This window comes from Streptomyces sp. NRRL B-1140 (assembly GCF_001280065.1).
Classification (GTDB): domain Bacteria; phylum Actinomycetota; class Actinomycetes; order Streptomycetales; family Streptomycetaceae; genus Streptomyces.
In genome coordinates this window covers 72,133-86,352 of record NZ_LGEA01000080.1, presented here as the reverse complement: position 1 = coordinate 86,352, position 14,220 = coordinate 72,133, and the positions used below count along the sequence as shown (strand labels likewise).

The following is a 14,220-nucleotide window of genomic DNA, read 5'->3' as shown; positions in this document are numbered from 1 at the left end:
TCATCTTCACACTTGCTGGTTCTGGAGCAGGGCAACCCTTTTGGGCCCAAGGAGGGCTTATGGCTACCGGAACCGTTAAGTGGTTCAACGCCGAAAAGGGCTTTGGTTTCATCGCCCAGGAGGGCGGCGGCCCCGACGTCTTCGTCCACTACTCCGCGATCAACGCGACCGGATTCCGGTCGCTCGAGGAGAACCAGCAGGTGTCTTTCGACGTCACGCAGGGTCCGAAGGGCCCGCAGGCTGAGAACGTCACGCCGGTCTGATTGCAGTACCCAAGGAGCCCCGCGCCGCAAGGCGACGGGGCTCCTGCCCTTTCCGGGCCCCTTCCGCTCCATGAATTCCCGGCGAATTCTGGCCATGGGACGATGAGCGGATGCGGAAAGATCAGGAGAACAGCGGGGAGACCGGCGACGCCCCCGTCGGCAAGGCACCGGTCACAGGCCTGTCGGTCGGCCTGTCCCTGGGCACGGCCCTGGGTCTCGTGCTGGGCATGACCGTCCTCGACAACCTCGCCCTGGGCATCGGTCTCGGCACGGTGATCGGCGCGAGCGCGGGCCGCCCCGGCCCGAAGCAGGCGGACGGCCGGTCGGGTGAGGGCCGGGGAGACGGCGGCTCGCGCCAGGGTCTCCGGCCATGACCGACGCCGCCGAGCCTGTGAACGACGCCCCCGACTTCGTGACCGAGACCCGCACCTTCTACGACACCGTCGCCGAGGAGTACGCCGTCCACTTCGGTGACCTGCGCCCGGGAGCGCCCCTGGACCGGGGCGTGCTGTACGGCTTCGCGGAGCTGGTGGGCGAGGGCGGCGAGGTCGCGGACCTGGGGTGCGGGCCCGGGCGGGTGACGGCGTACCTGGCGTCCCGGGGGCTGTCGGTGTTCGGGCTCGACCTGTCGGAGTCGATGCTCACGATCGCCCGCCGCGAGCACCCGGGCCTGCGGTTCGTGCAGGGCTCGATGCTGGAGCCGGACCTGCCGGCCGGCTCGCTCGACGGTGTCGTGTCCTGGTACTCGATCATCCACACGCCCGAGGAGCACCTGCCCGCCCTCTTCGCCGGTTTCCACCGCGTCCTGCGCCCCGGCGGCCATCTGCTCCTCGGCTTCCAGTGCGGTGACGAGCCCCGCCGCTACGAGGAGGCCTTCGGCCACCCGGTGTCCCTGACCTTCCTCAGGCGCCGGCCGGAGCAGGTCACCGCCCTGCTGGAGAGCGCCGGCTTCACCGTCCGCGCCACGACGGTGAGGGAGCCGGACGAGGCGCGGGGCGAGCCGGTCGCCCAGGCGAGCCTGGTGGCCCGTAAGCGGGCGGTGTAGGCAGCCCGGCGCCCAGGTCGTGTCCGCGACTCAGAGCACCCCGGCGGCATCCTTCGCCGCGATGTACCCGAACGTCATCGCCGGGCCGATCGTCGAGCCCGCGCCCGCGTAGCTGTGGCCCATCACCGCCGCGCTCGCGTTGCCCGCCGCGTACAGGCCCGGGATCACCGAGCCGTCCTCCCGCAGCACCCGGGCCCGGGCGTCCGTGCGGAGGCCGCCCTTGGTGCCGAGGTCGCCGGGGACGATGCGGAAGGCGTGGTACGGAGGGAGCCAGAGGGGCGACAGACAGGAGTTGGGACGGACCGACGGGTCCGTGTAGTAGTGGTCGTAGGCGCTGTCGCCCCGGTGGAAGTCGGGGTCCTCGCCCTGGAGCGCCTGGGCGTTGAAGCGGTTGACGCTGGTGCGCAGGGCCGCCGCCGGGACGCCGATCTTGGCCGCCAGCGCGTCCAGGGTCCACTCCTTGTGCGCGGCCCCGGAGTCGTACCAGGTGTCGGGGAAGGGCAGGGTCGGCAGGACGTCCTTGAAGAGGTACCGGTTGCGGTAGTTCTGGTCGGTGATCAGCCAGGACGGGATCGCCTCGCCCGCGTCGTACATGGTGTGCACGACGTCGCTGTAGGGCGCGGCCTCGTTGACGAAGCGCCGGCCCGCGCCGTTCACCAGCAGCCCGCCGGGCAGGGTGCGTTCGGCGAGGCAGAAGTAGGGCTGTCCGGGGACCGGGATGGCCGGGCCCCACCAGGCGTCGTCCATCAGGTCGAGTGCCGCGCCCAGCCGCTCCCCCGCCAGGATGCCGTCGCCGGTGTTCTCCTTCGCGCCGACGGTCCACTCGGTGCCGATGGGCTGCCGCTGGAAGCGCTGCCGCATCGGTGCGTTGTGCTCGAAGCCGCCGGAGCCGACGATCACGCCCCGGCGGGCGCGGAGCAGTCCGGGGGCGCCGTCGCGGGTGACGACGGCGCCCGTCACCCTGCCGTTCTCGACGTGCAGGTCCGTCAGCGGCGTGTTCAGCCAGACCGGGACCCCGGTCGAGCGCAGGCCCGCCCGCAGGCCCGCGGCCAGCGCCTGGCCCATCGTCAGGGGCTTCTGGCCGAGCGTCGCCGCCTTCGTGCCGCGCGCGAGGCACTGGGCGGCGACGGCCGCGCCCCGGGCGTTGACGGCGGCCAGGGCGACCCACTTGTAGTCGGCGCTGAAGACGACCATGCCGGCGGGCACGTCCATGTAGGGCGGGTTGAGGTGCGCCAGCTCGTCGCCCAGCAGGTTGCCGTCGAGCTGGTCCGGCTCGATGGAGCGGCCGCCGGGCAGGCCTCCGGGCAGTTCCGGGTAGTAGTCGCTGTAGCCCTCCATCCAGCGGAACCGCAGGGGGCTGTTGGCCATGACGAAGGAGAGGGTCGCAGGGCCGTGGGTCAGGAAGGCCCGCTGCCTCTCCGCGGGGACCTCCGGCCCGACGACCGCGGCGAGGTAGGAGGCGGCCTTCGCGGGGGTGTCCGGGACCCCGGCCGCGAGGATCACGGAGTTGTTGGGGATCCAGATCCCGGCACCGGAGCGGGCGGCCGAGCCGCCGAAGGTCGGCGCCTTCTCCACGACGACGCAGCTCAGCCCCTGGCGGGCGGCCGTCAGCGCCGCGGTCATGCCGGCGGCGCCCGAGCCGATGACGACGACGTCGTACGTGCCGAGCGGGGGTAAGCCGGCCGCCCGGGCGCCTTGTTGCACTCCCGCGGCGACCGCGAGTCCGGCACCGGCCGCCCCGGCCAGCAGTCGTCTCCGGGACGGGGCTGTGGCGGTGCCCGGGGTGTGCGTGGGTGTGGTCATGGCCGCTCCAGCCCGAGGAGAACGCGACAGGGGTGGGGAATGTCGCGCGGGGCCCTCACGAAGTCAAGACCCGTGCGGCACCCACCGCCCTCCGCGGCCCGACGGCCACACGTGTCGCGTCCGCTACTCCAGGCCGATGGCCGCGCAGTCCGCCTTGTACGCGGAGGTGCAGATGTCCTTGACGGTGTACACGCCGTCGGTGATCACCGTCTCCTTGATGTTGTCCTTGGTGAGGGCGACCACCGGCACCAGCATGGCCGGGATGTGCTTCTGGGTCGGGCTGTCGACCGTGTCCCGGGTCAGCGCGGCGAACTCGATGTCCCGGCCCTGGACCTTGGCCACCGCGATCTTCGCGGCGTTGGTCGCCTCCAGCAGGAAGGACTTGTACACGGTCATGTACTGCTCGCCGGAGACGACCCGCTGCACCGCGTCGAGGTTGGCGTCCTGTCCGGTGACCGGCGGCATCTTGGTGGCTCCGGCCTCCTTCAGTGCCTCGATGACGGCGCCCGCCATGCCGTCGTTGGCCGAGTAGACGGCGGCGATGTTGTTCAGCCCGACCTTCCGGATCGCCTTCTTCATGTTGGCCTCGGCGATCGCGGGCTTCCACTCCTTGGTGTCGTACTGCGCGACGATGTCGACCTGGCCCTGGAGTTCGCTGAGCGCGCCGTCCTTGAAGCGTGCGGTGTTGGGGTCCGCGGGGTCGCCGTTCATCATGACGACCTTGCTCTTCTCGGCCTTGTCGCCGAGTTCCCCCATGATGGCGCGGCCCTGTACCTGGCCGACCAGTTCGTTGTCGTGGGAGACGTAGGCGTCGATGGGGCCCTCGGCGAGCCGGTCGTAGGCGATGACCGGGATGCCGGCGGCCTTGGCCTTCTTCACGTCCGGGGCGATGGTCCTGGAGTTCAGGGCGTCGACGAGGATGACGTCCACCTTGTCGGCGATCATCTTCTGGAACTGCTCGCTCTGTCTGGTCACGCTGGCCTCGGCGTTGGCGTAGCGGACCGTGCCCTTGTTCTCCGTGAGCTCGGCGACCTCCTCCTTGATCAGCGGGTAGTCGAACTTCTCGAAGCGTGCCGTGTCCCGGTCGGGCAGCAGCAGGCCCACTGTGATGTCGTTGCCCTTCTTGCCGGCGGCGTCGTCACTCCCGCCGTCGCCGCAGGCGGTGAGGGACAGGGCCGACACGGAGACCGTCAGGGCGATCGAGATGCGCCGCACGGCGGCCTGACGGGTGTTACGCGCTATCACTGGTGGTGCCTTCCGATGGGGGGGAGCATCGTGACGAGGTGGTCGAAAGCCAACGGCCAGACGCCGTGCGTCGTCAAGAACCACGTGTGAAGACCTCGCAAAGGTGAATCACCGGGCGTACAGCCCCTCCACTTCCGTGGCGAACGCGCGCAGCACGGCCTCCCTGCGGAGCTTCATCGACGGGGTGAGGTGGCCCGCCTCCTCGGTGAAGTCCTCGGGGAGGACGGCGAAGCGGCGGATGGACTCCGGGCGGGAGACCAGCTTGTTGGCCTCGTCGACGGCACGTTGCAGAACGGCGCGCAGTTCCTCGTCGTCGACGAGGAGAGCGGCCGGTACGGGGTGTTTGCCGTTCATCTGGCGCCAGTGGGTGATGCCCTCCGCATCGAGGGTGATCAGCGCCGAGACGAAGGGCCGGCCGTCGCCCAGGACCAGGCACTGGGAGATCAGCGGGTGCGCGCGCAGCCAGTTCTCCAGCGGGGCGGGGGCGACGGACTTGCCGCCCGCGGTGATCAGCAGTTCCTTCTTGCGGCCGGTGATGGTCAGGTAGCCCTCGTCGTCCAGTTCGCCGAGGTCGCCGGTGGCGAGCCAGCCGTCGGGGGCGGCGGGGACGACGCCACCGGCCTGTGGGTCCCAGTAGCCGCGCAGCACGTGGTCGCCGCCGACCAGGATCTCCCCGTCGGCGGCGATGCGGACGCGGGTGCCGGGCAGCGGCCAGCCGACGGTCCCGAGCCGGGGTTTCAGGGGCGGGGTGACGGTGCTCGCGCCGGTGGTCTCCGTCAGGCCGTAGCCCTCGAAGATCTCGATGCCGGCGCCGGCGTAGAACGCGGCGAGGCGGCGGCCGAGCGGGGAGCCGCCGCAGATGGCGTAGCGGACCCGGCCGCCCATGGCGTTGCGGATGCGACGGTAGACCAGGGGGTCGTAGAAGGCCCGGGCGGTCCTGAGGGCGCGGGAGGGGCCGGGCCCGGTGCCGGTCTGCTGGGCCTCCAGGGCCTCTCCGTAGCGCTGCGCGACGGCCACCGCGCGGTCGAACGACGAGGCCCGGCCGCCCGCCTCGGCCTTGGCGCGGGCCGAGTTGAAGACCTTCTCCAGCATGTACGGGATGGCCAGCAGACAGGTCGGCCGGAAGCCGGCCAGGTCCGGCAGCAGACGGTCGGCCTTGATGCTCGGCGCGTGGCCGAGCCGGACGCGGGCGCGGATGCAGGCGACGGCCACCATGCGGCCGAAGATGTGGGACATCGGCAGGAACAGCAGCACCGACGCCTCTTCGCTGGTCCTGGCCCGGAAGACGGGGTAGAGCAGCTCGATGGCGTTGTCGACCTCGGCGAAGAAGTTGCCGTGCGTGAGCGCGCAGCCCTTCGGGCGTCCCGTGGTGCCCGAGGTGTAGACGAGGGTGGCGAGGGTGTCGGGGCCGAGCATGCCGCGCCGCACTTCGACCTCCTGGTCGGGCAGGTGCGCACCGGCTTCCGCGAGGCGGTTCACATGGCCCTTCTCCACGACCCACATGTGCTGGAGGTCGGTCAGCCGCTCCCGTTCGGGGCCGAGGGCGGCGGCCTGCGCGGCGGTCTCGGTGACCAGGGCGACCGCACCGGAGTCCTGGAGGATCCAGCGGATCTGGAAGACGGAGGAGGTGGGGTAGACGGGGACGGTGACCAGTCCGGCCGACCAGGCGGCGAAGTCCAGGACGGTCCACTCGTAGATGGTGCGGGCCATCACGGCGATCCGGTCGCCCGGCATCAGGCCCTCGGCGATCAGGCCCTTGGCCACGGCCCGCACCTGGTCGGCGAACCGGGCCGCCGTGACGTCGCTCCAGTTGCCGTCGGCGTCCTTGCGGCTGAGCGCTATGGCGTCCGGGTGCGCGCTCGCGTTGTCGAACGGCAGGTCGGCGAGCGACCCGTGGGCCCACGGCGGGGCCAGCGGCGGGACGGAGGCCTCCCGTACGACCCCGTCCAGCCGCCGCACCTCGGGCTCGACGAGCCTCGGCCCGCCGTACGCGTCGCCGTAGGCGGAGGAGGGATACGCAGTGGACACGGGCGGCTCCTGGGGCGTGCAGCGAAGGACTGCTTGCTGCATGACGTACGTGCCTCGCACGCCGAGGCGCTCAACCGGCTCAATCCCCCCTGAGAGGCCCTTAAGGGGTTACTGACGGTAGGAACGGGATCGTACGGCGCTCACGTGGCGGCTTTGTGCGGGTTCGGGGATGGTCCGGAGCCAGGCCTGTGCAATCTCGGGGATTACGTGAGGGGACCTCACGTATGGCGCGCCCACGCCCTCAGGCGCGCTCCAGGACGGCCGTCACCCCCTGTCCGCCCGCCGCGCAGACGGATATCAGGCCGCGGGCGGGGCCGCCCCGTTCGGTGAGGAGCTTGGCCAGGGTGGCGACGATCCGGGCGCCGGTGGCGGCGAAGGGGTGGCCGGTGGCGAGGGAGGAGCCGGCGACGTTCAGCCGGGCGCGGGCGACCGTGCCGAGGCCCCGCTTCTCCCAGGCGGCGAGTGTCGCCAGCACCTGGGAGGCGAACGCCTCGTGGATCTCGACCAGGTCGAAGTCGTCCAGGCCGAGCCCGGTGCGCTCCAGCATGCGCGGGACCGCGTACGCGGGCGCCATGAGCAGTCCGTCCTCGCCGCCGGCCACGTCGCCGCCGGCGAAGTCGACGGCCGCGGTCTCGTACGCGGTGAGGTACGCCTGCGGCTCCAGGCCGCGCTCGCGGGCCCAGTCCTCGCTCGCGAGCAGGACGGTGGCGGCGCCGTCGGTCAGCGGGGTGGAGTTCCCGGCGGTCATGGTCGGGTCGGGGTGGTCGAGTCCGAACACCGGCTTCAGCGAGGCCAGTTTCTCCACCGTCGAACCGGGGCGCAGGTTCTGGTCGCGGGCCAGGCCCCGGAAGGGGACCACCAGGTCCTGGAAGAAGCCGCGTTCGTACGCCGCCGCCAGCCGCCGGTGACTGGTGGCGGCGAGTTCGTCCTGCGCCTCGCGGGCGATGCCCCAGGCGCGGGCGGTGACGGCCGCGTGTTCGCCCATGGACAGGCCGGTGCGCGGCTCGGCGTTGCGCGGGATGTCGGGGACGAGGTGGCCCGGGCGGACTTTCGCCAGGGCTTTCAGGCGGGCGCCGGGCGTTTTCGCGCGGCGGACCTCCAGCAGGATGCGCCGCAGGGAGTCGTTGACGCCGAGGGGTGCGTCGCTGGCCGTGTCGGCGCCGCCCGCGACGGCCGACTCGGTCTGGCCGAGGGCGATCTTGTTGGCGGCGGCGATGACGGCCTGGAGTCCGGTGCCGCAGGCCTGCTGGACGTCGTAGGCGGGGGTGCGCGGGTGGAGTCGCGAGCCGAGGACGGTCTCGCGGGCGAGGTTGAAGTCACGGGCGTGCTTGAGCACCGCCCCGGCGACGAACTCCCCGACGGCGCCCGGCTCCCGGAGCCCGTAGCGCTCGACGAGGCCGTCGAGGGCGGCGGTGAGCATCTGCTGGTTGGAGGCGGTGGCGTAGGGGCCGTCGGAGCGGGCGAAGGGGATGCGCGCTCCGCCGACGACCGCCACCCGCCGCACCGGCGGCGACACCTGCTGGGGGCTGCTCATCTCGACCCGCTCCTCGTCCGTGACATAGCATTACCTCCGGTAACCTTACTCCAGAGTAAGCAGGAGTGAGGCTTCAGCGAACCGTCTTCAGCGAACCGTCCTCGGGAACTGGGAGTCGTCCATGGCCGACCGCTATCTGCGCTTCACCGCTACCGCGCCCGGCCGCTTCCTCACCCATCGGCTGGGACTGCCGCAGCCCGCGGCGCTGACCCGCTTCTCCCCCGAGCGGCCCGTCCTGGACGGTGGGCTGCTGCACCTCACCGCCGGCCGGTCCGCCCTCGCCCTGGCGCCGGTCCTGGCCCGTACGGGACTCGGCCCGGGCGGCGCCGGCCGCACGGCCGCCGTCGTCCTGGACGCGACCGGCGTGCGGGACGTCGAGGCCCTGGCGGAGGTGCACGCCGCCCTGCATCCCGTCGTCCGGTCGGTCATCCCGAGCGGGCGCGTGGTCGTACTCGGCGCGCCGCTCGACCCCGCCGACCACCACCAGGCCGCGGCCCAGCAGGCCCTGGAGGGTTTCACGCGTTCCCTCGGCAAGGAGATCGGCCGGGGCAGGACGGTGAACCTGGTCCGGCTCACGGACGCGGCCGCCGCCGAGTCGACCTTGCGCTTCCTGCTGTCGCCCAAGTCGGCTTATGTGAGCGGGCAGGTCGTCGAGGTAGGAGGAGCCACGCGGGAGACGGCCGCCGCCGACGGGGACCGCCCCCTGGCCGGCCGCACCGCCCTGGTCACCGGCGCCGCCCGGGGCATCGGCGAGGCGGTCGCCGAGACCCTCGCCCGGGACGGTGCCCGGGTCGTGGTGCTCGACGTGCCGCAGGCCGAGCCTGACGCCCGGCGGGTCGCCGACCGGCTCGGCGGCACCGCGCTGCTGCTCGACATGACGGCCGCCGACGCGGGCGCCCGGATCGCCGAGGCGCTGCCCGACGGCCTCGACGTGCTGATCCACAACGCGGGCATCACCCGCGACCGGCGCCTGGTGAACATGCCCGCCGAACGCTGGGCCTGCGTGCTGGAGGTGAACCTGACGAGCGTGCTGCGCACCACGGACGCCCTGCTCAAGGACGGCACGCTCAAGCGCGGCGGCCGGATCGTGGCCACCGCCTCGATCGCCGGGATCGCCGGCAACGCCGGCCAGACCAACTACGGCGCGAGCAAGGCGGGCGTCGTCGGCCTGGTCCGCTCCCTCGCGCCGCGGGCGCTCGACGAGCACGGCGTGACGGTCAACGCGGTCGCGCCCGGCTTCATCGAGACCAAGATGACGGCGGCCGTCCCGCTGTTCATCCGCGAGGCGGGCCGCCGGATGAACTCCCTCGCCCAGGGCGGCCTCCCGGCCGACGTCGCCGAGACCACCGCCTGGCTGGCCCACCCGGCCTCCGGCGCGGTCAACGGCCAGGTCGTCCGCGTCTGCGGCCAGAGCCTGCTGGGGGCGTGATGACCGGCACCCCCGTCCGCACCCTCACCCGGCCCCCCTCCCTCGCCCCGCTCCTGGCCCGCGGCGCCCTGCTGTCCCCCCTCAAACGGCCCGGCCCCGACGCGGAGTTCTCCCGCACCCGGCTCGTCCTGCCCGACGTGCGCGTCGACCTCGCGCGGCTCGCGGCGTACGAGCGGGTCTGCGGATTCCCCGTCGGGGAGGATGCGCTGCCGGTGACGTATCCGCACGTGCTGGGATTCCCCCTGGCCATGCGGCTGATGAGCGGCCGGGACTTCCCCCTGCCGCTGCTCGGCCTCGTCCACACGTCGATCACCGTCACCCGGCACGAGCCGATGTCTCCCGGCGGCACGCACGAACTGTCCGTCCACGTCGAGGGGTTGACTCCCCATCGGCGTGGCACGCAGGCCACGGTCGTCACCGAGGTGCGCCGCGCCGGCACCGTCGTGTGGGAGTCGAGCAGCACGTACCTGGCGCGGCACCGCACGCACCGGCTGACCGCGCTCCCCCGGGAGCCGGAGGCGCGGGAGCCGCTGCCCCCGGTCGACGAGTGGCGGCTCGCCGGGGATGTGGGGCGCCGCTACGGAGCCGCCTCCGGGGACCGCAACCCGATCCATCTGCACCCGCTGACGGCCCGGCTGTTCGGCTTTCCCCGGGCCATCGCGCACGGCATGTGGACCGTGGCCCGCTGCCTCGCCGCGCATGACGTGCCCCAGCGCTGCCATCTGCGCGCGGAGTTCAGGGCACCGGTCCTGCTGCCCGCGACGGTGACGTATGCGGCGCGGGACGGCCGGTTCGAGCTGCGCGGCCCGGGGGGCCGCGTCCATGTGACGGGGGACGTCTATGCGACGTGAGGGCCCTGCGGCTCCTCCGGGGGCGCCCAGGGCCGCCCCGCCATGAGGTCGCCGAGCCCCGCCCAGGCGAAGTTCATCAAGGTGGCCGCGGCCTGGCGGGCGGTGACGCCCGGGGTGGCGTTGGCCCAGGCGGCAAGCGACTCGGCGGCGCCGACCAGGGCCTCGGCGAGCCCGGCGACCTCGCGCTCCGGCAGGTCGGGGTCGCGGTGCGCCTCGCGGGCACCGGCGAGGATGAGCTGGGTGACGAAGGCGACGATCTCCTCGCGCATCGCGGTGACCTCGGCGGCGAACGGCTCACCGTGCGTGCGGGCCTGGAGGTGCAGGACCGACCAGGCGTCCGGGTTCTGGCCGGTGTGGGCGAAGAAGGCGCCGAGCCCTTCCCACAGTTGCCGGTCGGCGGGCAGGTCGCGGCGTACTCCGGCCCGTACCGCCTCGACGAGCGCCTGCGCCTCGCGGCGGATGCAGGCGGTGAAGAGGTCTTCCTTGGAGTTGAGGTACAGGTAGACCAACGGCTTGGACACGCCCGCGAGTTCGGCGATCTCGTCCATCGACGCGGCCATGTAGCCCCGCTGGCCGAAGATCCGCACGGCGGCGTCCAGCATCTGCTGTTCACGGACCGCGCGCGGCATCCGCTTGGTCTTCACGGCACCCATAGCGCTCAAGCGTACGGGCCCCCTGGAGGCCCCTCTCCCGGGAAACCGGGGAAGGACCGCCCAGGGGGCCCGTGACGCGTGCGGCAGGTCCGGCCGTCAGGCGGTCGCGCCGACCGGCTCGGTGCGGTCGCGCGGCTCGTCACGCGGCTCGTCGAGCGGCTCGTCCAGGGAGGAGCCGTCGGCCGTGGCGTAGGCGCCACGGTCGAGCAGGTTCTCGCGGGCCGAGACCAGGACCGGGATCAGCGCCTGCCCGGCGACGTTGGTCGCGGTGCGCATCATGTCGAGGATCGGGTCGATCGCGAGGAGCAGACCGACGCCCTCCATCGGCAGGCCGAGGGTGGAGAGGGTGAGGGTCAGCATGACCGTCGCACCGGTCAGACCGGCGGTCGCGGCCGAGCCGACCACCGACACGAACGCGATCAGCAGGTAGTCGCCGACGCCCAGCTGGATGTCGAAGATCTGGGCGACGAAGATCGCGGCGATGGCCGGGTAGATCGCGGCGCAGCCGTCCATCTTGGTCGTCGCGCCGAACGGCACGGCGAAGGAGGCGTACTCCTTCGGCACACCGAGCCGCTCGGTGACCTTCTGCGTCAGCGGCATGGTGCCCACGGACGAGCGGGAGACGAAGGCGAGCTGGATCGCCGGCCAGGCACCCTTGAAGAACTGGATGGGGTTGGCCTTGGCGACGGTGGCGAGCAGGGCCGGGTAGACCACGAACAGGACGATCGCGCAACCGACGTAGATGTCGACGGTGAAGGTGGCGTACTTGCCGATCAGGTCCCAGCCGTAGGTGGCGATGGCGTTGCCGATGAGGCCGACGGTGCCGATCGGGGCGAGCCGGATGACCCACCACAGTGCCTTCTGGAGGAGGCTGAGCACGGACTCGCTCAGGGTGAGGATCGGCTGGGCCTTCTCACCGAGCTGGAGCGCGGCGATACCGGCGACGGCGGCCATGAACACGATCTGCAGCACGTTCAGCTGGGTGAACGGCGTGATGACGTCGGTCGGGATGATGCCCGTCAGGAAGTCGATCCAGGAGCCGGTGTCCTCGGGCTTCGCGCCGTCCTTGGGCGTGAGGCCGGTACCGGCGCCGGGGTTGGTCAGCAGGCCGATGACCAGGCCGATGCTGACCGCGATCAGCGAGGTGATCATGAACCACAGGAGGGTGCGCGAGGCCAGGCGGGCCGCGTTGTTGACCTTCCGCAGGTTGGTGATCGACACCAGGATCGCGAAGAACACGAGCGGGGCGACCGCGAGCTTCAGCAGCCCGATGAAGGTGTCGCCGACCTTTTCCAGTGTCGTGGTCAGCCAGGAGAGGTCCTGGTTGCGGGCGAGCCAGCCGAGCAGCACACCCAGGACGAGACCGGCGAGTATCTGGGCCCAGAAGGGCACCTTGAAGGACTTCGTGTGTGAGGACACGGACTGACTCCGTTGGGGGGACGCGTAGGAAAGCTGACGTGGGAGGGACGGCGGGGGGTTGCGTTACGTCAGGAACGACAGAAAGCGGACGCGCACCGACAGAGATCCACGTGCAGCCGCGCCACGAGCGGAGCGCTCAGGGGCGAATGGGGCGCGACTGCTGACTTCATACCAAGACCTTAACACCTGAGCTTTGGGGACCCCAAAGCCTTTCTTTGACAGGTGACGACTCACACACACCCATACAACGCAATGCGCCCCGTTTCCGTGCATGTACGGAAACGGGGCGCTGTATGCGCGTGAGGGGCCCTACGAGGTCTGCCCCTGGGTGCGGGCCGTGTCGTCGACGGCGTCCTCCTGGCTGCGGTTGGCGTCCAGGTTCGCCTTCATCCGGTCCACGCGCTGCGCGACCTGCACCGACGCCCGGTCCCGCTCCTTGCGCAGCACGACGAAACTGATCGGCGCGGAGATCAGCAGGGCGAGGAGGACGACCCACAGTCCGTTGCTGTTGCCCAGCCCGCGCGGGGCGATGCCGGAGTAGACGGCGCCCCAGACGACCACGAGGCAGCCCACGAAGACTCCGAGGCGCATCAGTGTGTAGCGGAGCATCTCAATCCACTCTTCCGTTTCGAACGGCCGGAACGCACCCAAAGGGGCACCGTCCAGTGAAGCACGCCGAGCGGCCGATCTTGTGAGGGGGGTCGTCGGCGGTCAGGTCAGGGGCAGCAGCATGATGACGTCGTCCCGGTCCTCCCCCGGACCCAGCCGGATCGCCCCGGGGATGCGCCCGACCTCCTTGTAACCGCAGGACTCGTAGAACCGCTCAAGGCCGAGACCGCCCCGGCAGGTCAGCCGGATCGCCTCGATCCCGTCCATGGCCCGGGCCGCGTCCGCGGCGGCGCCGAGCAGCTCCCGCCCCCAGCCCTTGCCGTGATGCCTCGGATGCACCATCACCGTGTACAGCCACAGCCAGTGCGTCATCAGATGGTGCGTGTTGAAGGTCAGGAACGCCGTCGCCGCGACCCGTCCCTCCTCGTCGTGCCCGACGAGCAGCTTCGCCCGCCCCTCCGCCATCGACGCGAAGTGCTGCACCAGCGCGGGGCGGATCTCCTCCCGCGTGACCGGCGGCACGTATCCGACGGCGCCCCCGGCGTTGGAGACATCGGTCCACAGGTCGAGCAGGCCGTCACGCAACTCGGGGGTGACGGAGGGACCCAGCGTGAAGGTAAGGGGCATGGCTGGATTGTAGCTATTACGACAGCGCGTCGGCCGCCACCTTCAGGTCCGACACCAGCCCTCGGTACGCCGCCTCCCGGTCGTCGGACCGCAGCACCGACGACGGATGCACGGTCGGCACCAGCCGCTCCGGCCGCCCGTGGATCTCCTCCTCCAGCACCGTCCCCCGCACCTGTGTGACCCGGAACGAGGACCCGAGCAGCGCCTTCCCGGCGGTCGCCCCCAGGACGACGATCAGTTCCGGCTCCACGACCGCGAGCTCCGCGGCCAGCCAGGGCCCGCACGCGGTCATCTCCCGCAGGTTCGGCGCCTTGTGGATCCGCCGCTTCCGGGGCTCGGCCTGCGTGAACTTGAAGTGCTTCACGGCATTGGTGACATAGGACTCGGAAGGATCCAGGCCGGCGTCCTCGAGGGCCCGGTCCAGCAGCTTCCCGGCAGGCCCGACGAACGGCCTCCCCTGCCGGTCCTCCTGATCCCCGGGCTGCTCCCCCACGAGCATGACCCGGGCATCCGCGGCCCCGGCCCCGAACACGGTCTGGGTGGCGTCCCGGTGCAGCGGACACCCCCGGCATTCGGCGGCGGCCCGTCGCAGAGCGACAAGCCCACCCCGACCAGGAACAAAGGGTTCAGCGGTGTAGGCATCCTCAGGTGCCGAGGTCCTGACCATGCCCTCCGGGTACCCGACTCAGGGGCGCGGGGAACTGCGCGGGCAAC

14 protein-coding genes and 1 pseudogene are annotated in these 14,220 nt (G+C 71.8%); 5 read left to right on the top strand and 10 right to left on the bottom strand.

Annotation, left to right across the window (positions count from 1 at the left end; all coding sequences use genetic code 11):
* Positions 1-59 precede the first annotated feature (59 nt).
* From ADK65_RS09790 to ADK65_RS09780, 3 genes are all read left to right on the top strand, one after another.
* Complete coding sequence (locus tag ADK65_RS09790) at positions 60-263, top strand: cold-shock protein (protein WP_004984723.1); 204 nt, start codon at positions 60-62, stop codon at positions 261-263.
* 110 nt (positions 264-373) lie between these two features.
* Entirely contained in the window at positions 374-637 is a 264-nt protein-coding gene (locus ADK65_RS09785; RefSeq protein ID WP_053669568.1) for a hypothetical protein, read from the top strand.
* The gene (locus ADK65_RS09780; RefSeq protein ID WP_053669567.1) at positions 634-1,308 is read left to right on the top strand and encodes a class I SAM-dependent methyltransferase; all 675 of its coding nucleotides are present in this window, start codon (positions 634-636) and stop codon (positions 1,306-1,308) included. The genes ADK65_RS09785 and ADK65_RS09780 overlap by 4 nt, the downstream gene beginning before the upstream one ends.
* Before the next feature lie 30 nt (positions 1,309-1,338).
* Here ADK65_RS09780 and kstD read toward each other — a convergent pair whose 3' ends face one another.
* From kstD to ADK65_RS09760, 4 genes are all read right to left on the bottom strand, one after another.
* Positions 1,339-3,111, bottom strand: coding sequence for a 3-oxosteroid 1-dehydrogenase (kstD, locus tag ADK65_RS09775; protein ID WP_053669566.1), 1,773 nt, complete (start codon positions 3,109-3,111; stop codon positions 1,339-1,341).
* A 123-nt stretch (positions 3,112-3,234) separates the two neighbouring features.
* Positions 3,235-4,356, bottom strand: a complete 1,122-nt coding sequence (locus ADK65_RS09770; RefSeq protein ID WP_078955882.1) for a sugar ABC transporter substrate-binding protein — start codon at positions 4,354-4,356, stop codon at positions 3,235-3,237.
* A 108-nt stretch (positions 4,357-4,464) separates the two neighbouring features.
* Positions 4,465-6,384, bottom strand: coding sequence for an AMP-dependent synthetase/ligase (locus ADK65_RS09765; RefSeq protein ID WP_199825598.1), 1,920 nt, complete (start codon positions 6,382-6,384; stop codon positions 4,465-4,467).
* A 241-nt stretch (positions 6,385-6,625) separates the two neighbouring features.
* Positions 6,626-7,918 carry an acetyl-CoA C-acetyltransferase gene (locus ADK65_RS09760; RefSeq protein WP_053669565.1) on the bottom strand — a complete coding sequence of 431 codons (1,293 nt, stop codon included), beginning with the start codon at positions 7,916-7,918 and terminating at the stop codon, positions 6,626-6,628.
* A gap of 121 nt (positions 7,919-8,039) precedes the next feature.
* On the opposite strand from ADK65_RS09760, the gene ADK65_RS09755 reads away from it, so the two are divergent.
* Both ADK65_RS09755 and ADK65_RS09750 read left to right on the top strand, forming a co-directional pair.
* Entirely contained in the window at positions 8,040-9,347 is a 1,308-nt protein-coding gene (locus ADK65_RS09755; RefSeq protein ID WP_053669564.1) for a 3-oxoacyl-ACP reductase, read from the top strand.
* Positions 9,347-10,198, top strand: coding sequence for a MaoC family dehydratase (locus tag ADK65_RS09750; RefSeq protein ID WP_053669563.1), 852 nt, complete (start codon positions 9,347-9,349; stop codon positions 10,196-10,198). Before ADK65_RS09755 ends, ADK65_RS09750 begins: the two co-directional genes overlap by 1 nt.
* Here ADK65_RS09750 and ADK65_RS09745 read toward each other — a convergent pair.
* From ADK65_RS09745 to ADK65_RS09725, 6 genes and pseudogenes are all read right to left on the bottom strand, one after another.
* On the bottom strand, positions 10,186-10,851 hold the full coding sequence (locus ADK65_RS09745) for a TetR/AcrR family transcriptional regulator (protein ID WP_053669562.1): 666 nt from the start codon (positions 10,849-10,851) through the stop codon (positions 10,186-10,188). The genes ADK65_RS09750 and ADK65_RS09745 overlap by 13 nt on opposite strands.
* Positions 10,852-10,947: 96 nt before the next feature.
* On the bottom strand, positions 10,948-12,270 hold the full coding sequence (locus ADK65_RS09740) for a dicarboxylate/amino acid:cation symporter (protein WP_053669561.1): 1,323 nt from the start codon (positions 12,268-12,270) through the stop codon (positions 10,948-10,950).
* A gap of 68 nt (positions 12,271-12,338) precedes the next feature.
* Positions 12,339-12,398, bottom strand: a pseudogene (locus tag ADK65_RS39895) (putative leader peptide); the annotation flags it as partial.
* A gap of 181 nt (positions 12,399-12,579) precedes the next feature.
* Positions 12,580-12,879, bottom strand: a complete 300-nt coding sequence (locus ADK65_RS09735) for a DUF4229 domain-containing protein (RefSeq protein ID WP_053669560.1) — start codon at positions 12,877-12,879, stop codon at positions 12,580-12,582.
* A 102-nt stretch (positions 12,880-12,981) separates the two neighbouring features.
* On the bottom strand, positions 12,982-13,506 hold the full coding sequence (locus ADK65_RS09730; RefSeq protein WP_053669559.1) for a GNAT family N-acetyltransferase: 525 nt from the start codon (positions 13,504-13,506) through the stop codon (positions 12,982-12,984).
* 16 nt (positions 13,507-13,522) lie between these two features.
* Positions 13,523-14,173 carry a UdgX family uracil-DNA binding protein gene (locus tag ADK65_RS09725; RefSeq protein WP_053669558.1) on the bottom strand — a complete coding sequence of 217 codons (651 nt, stop codon included), beginning with the start codon at positions 14,171-14,173 and terminating at the stop codon, positions 13,523-13,525.
* Between the last annotated feature and the right edge of the window lie 47 nt (positions 14,174-14,220).

Coding starts and splice junctions, on each gene's coding strand:
- ADK65_RS09790 (WP_004984723.1), top strand. CDS start 60: ATGGCTACCGGAACCGTTAAGTGGTTCAACGCCGAAAAGGGCTTTGGT.
- ADK65_RS09785 (WP_053669568.1), top strand. CDS start 374: ATGCGGAAAGATCAGGAGAACAGCGGGGAGACCGGCGACGCCCCCGTC.
- ADK65_RS09780 (WP_053669567.1), top strand. CDS start 634: ATGACCGACGCCGCCGAGCCTGTGAACGACGCCCCCGACTTCGTGACC.
- kstD (WP_053669566.1), bottom strand. CDS start 3,111: ATGACCACACCCACGCACACCCCGGGCACCGCCACAGCCCCGTCCCGG.
- ADK65_RS09760 (WP_053669565.1), bottom strand. CDS start 7,918: ATGAGCAGCCCCCAGCAGGTGTCGCCGCCGGTGCGGCGGGTGGCGGTC.
- ADK65_RS09755 (WP_053669564.1), top strand. CDS start 8,040: ATGGCCGACCGCTATCTGCGCTTCACCGCTACCGCGCCCGGCCGCTTC.
- ADK65_RS09750 (WP_053669563.1), top strand. CDS start 9,347: ATGACCGGCACCCCCGTCCGCACCCTCACCCGGCCCCCCTCCCTCGCC.
- ADK65_RS09745 (WP_053669562.1), bottom strand. CDS start 10,851: ATGGGTGCCGTGAAGACCAAGCGGATGCCGCGCGCGGTCCGTGAACAG.
- ADK65_RS09735 (WP_053669560.1), bottom strand. CDS start 12,879: ATGCTCCGCTACACACTGATGCGCCTCGGAGTCTTCGTGGGCTGCCTC.
- ADK65_RS09730 (WP_053669559.1), bottom strand. CDS start 13,506: ATGCCCCTTACCTTCACGCTGGGTCCCTCCGTCACCCCCGAGTTGCGT.
- ADK65_RS09725 (WP_053669558.1), bottom strand. CDS start 14,173: ATGGTCAGGACCTCGGCACCTGAGGATGCCTACACCGCTGAACCCTTT.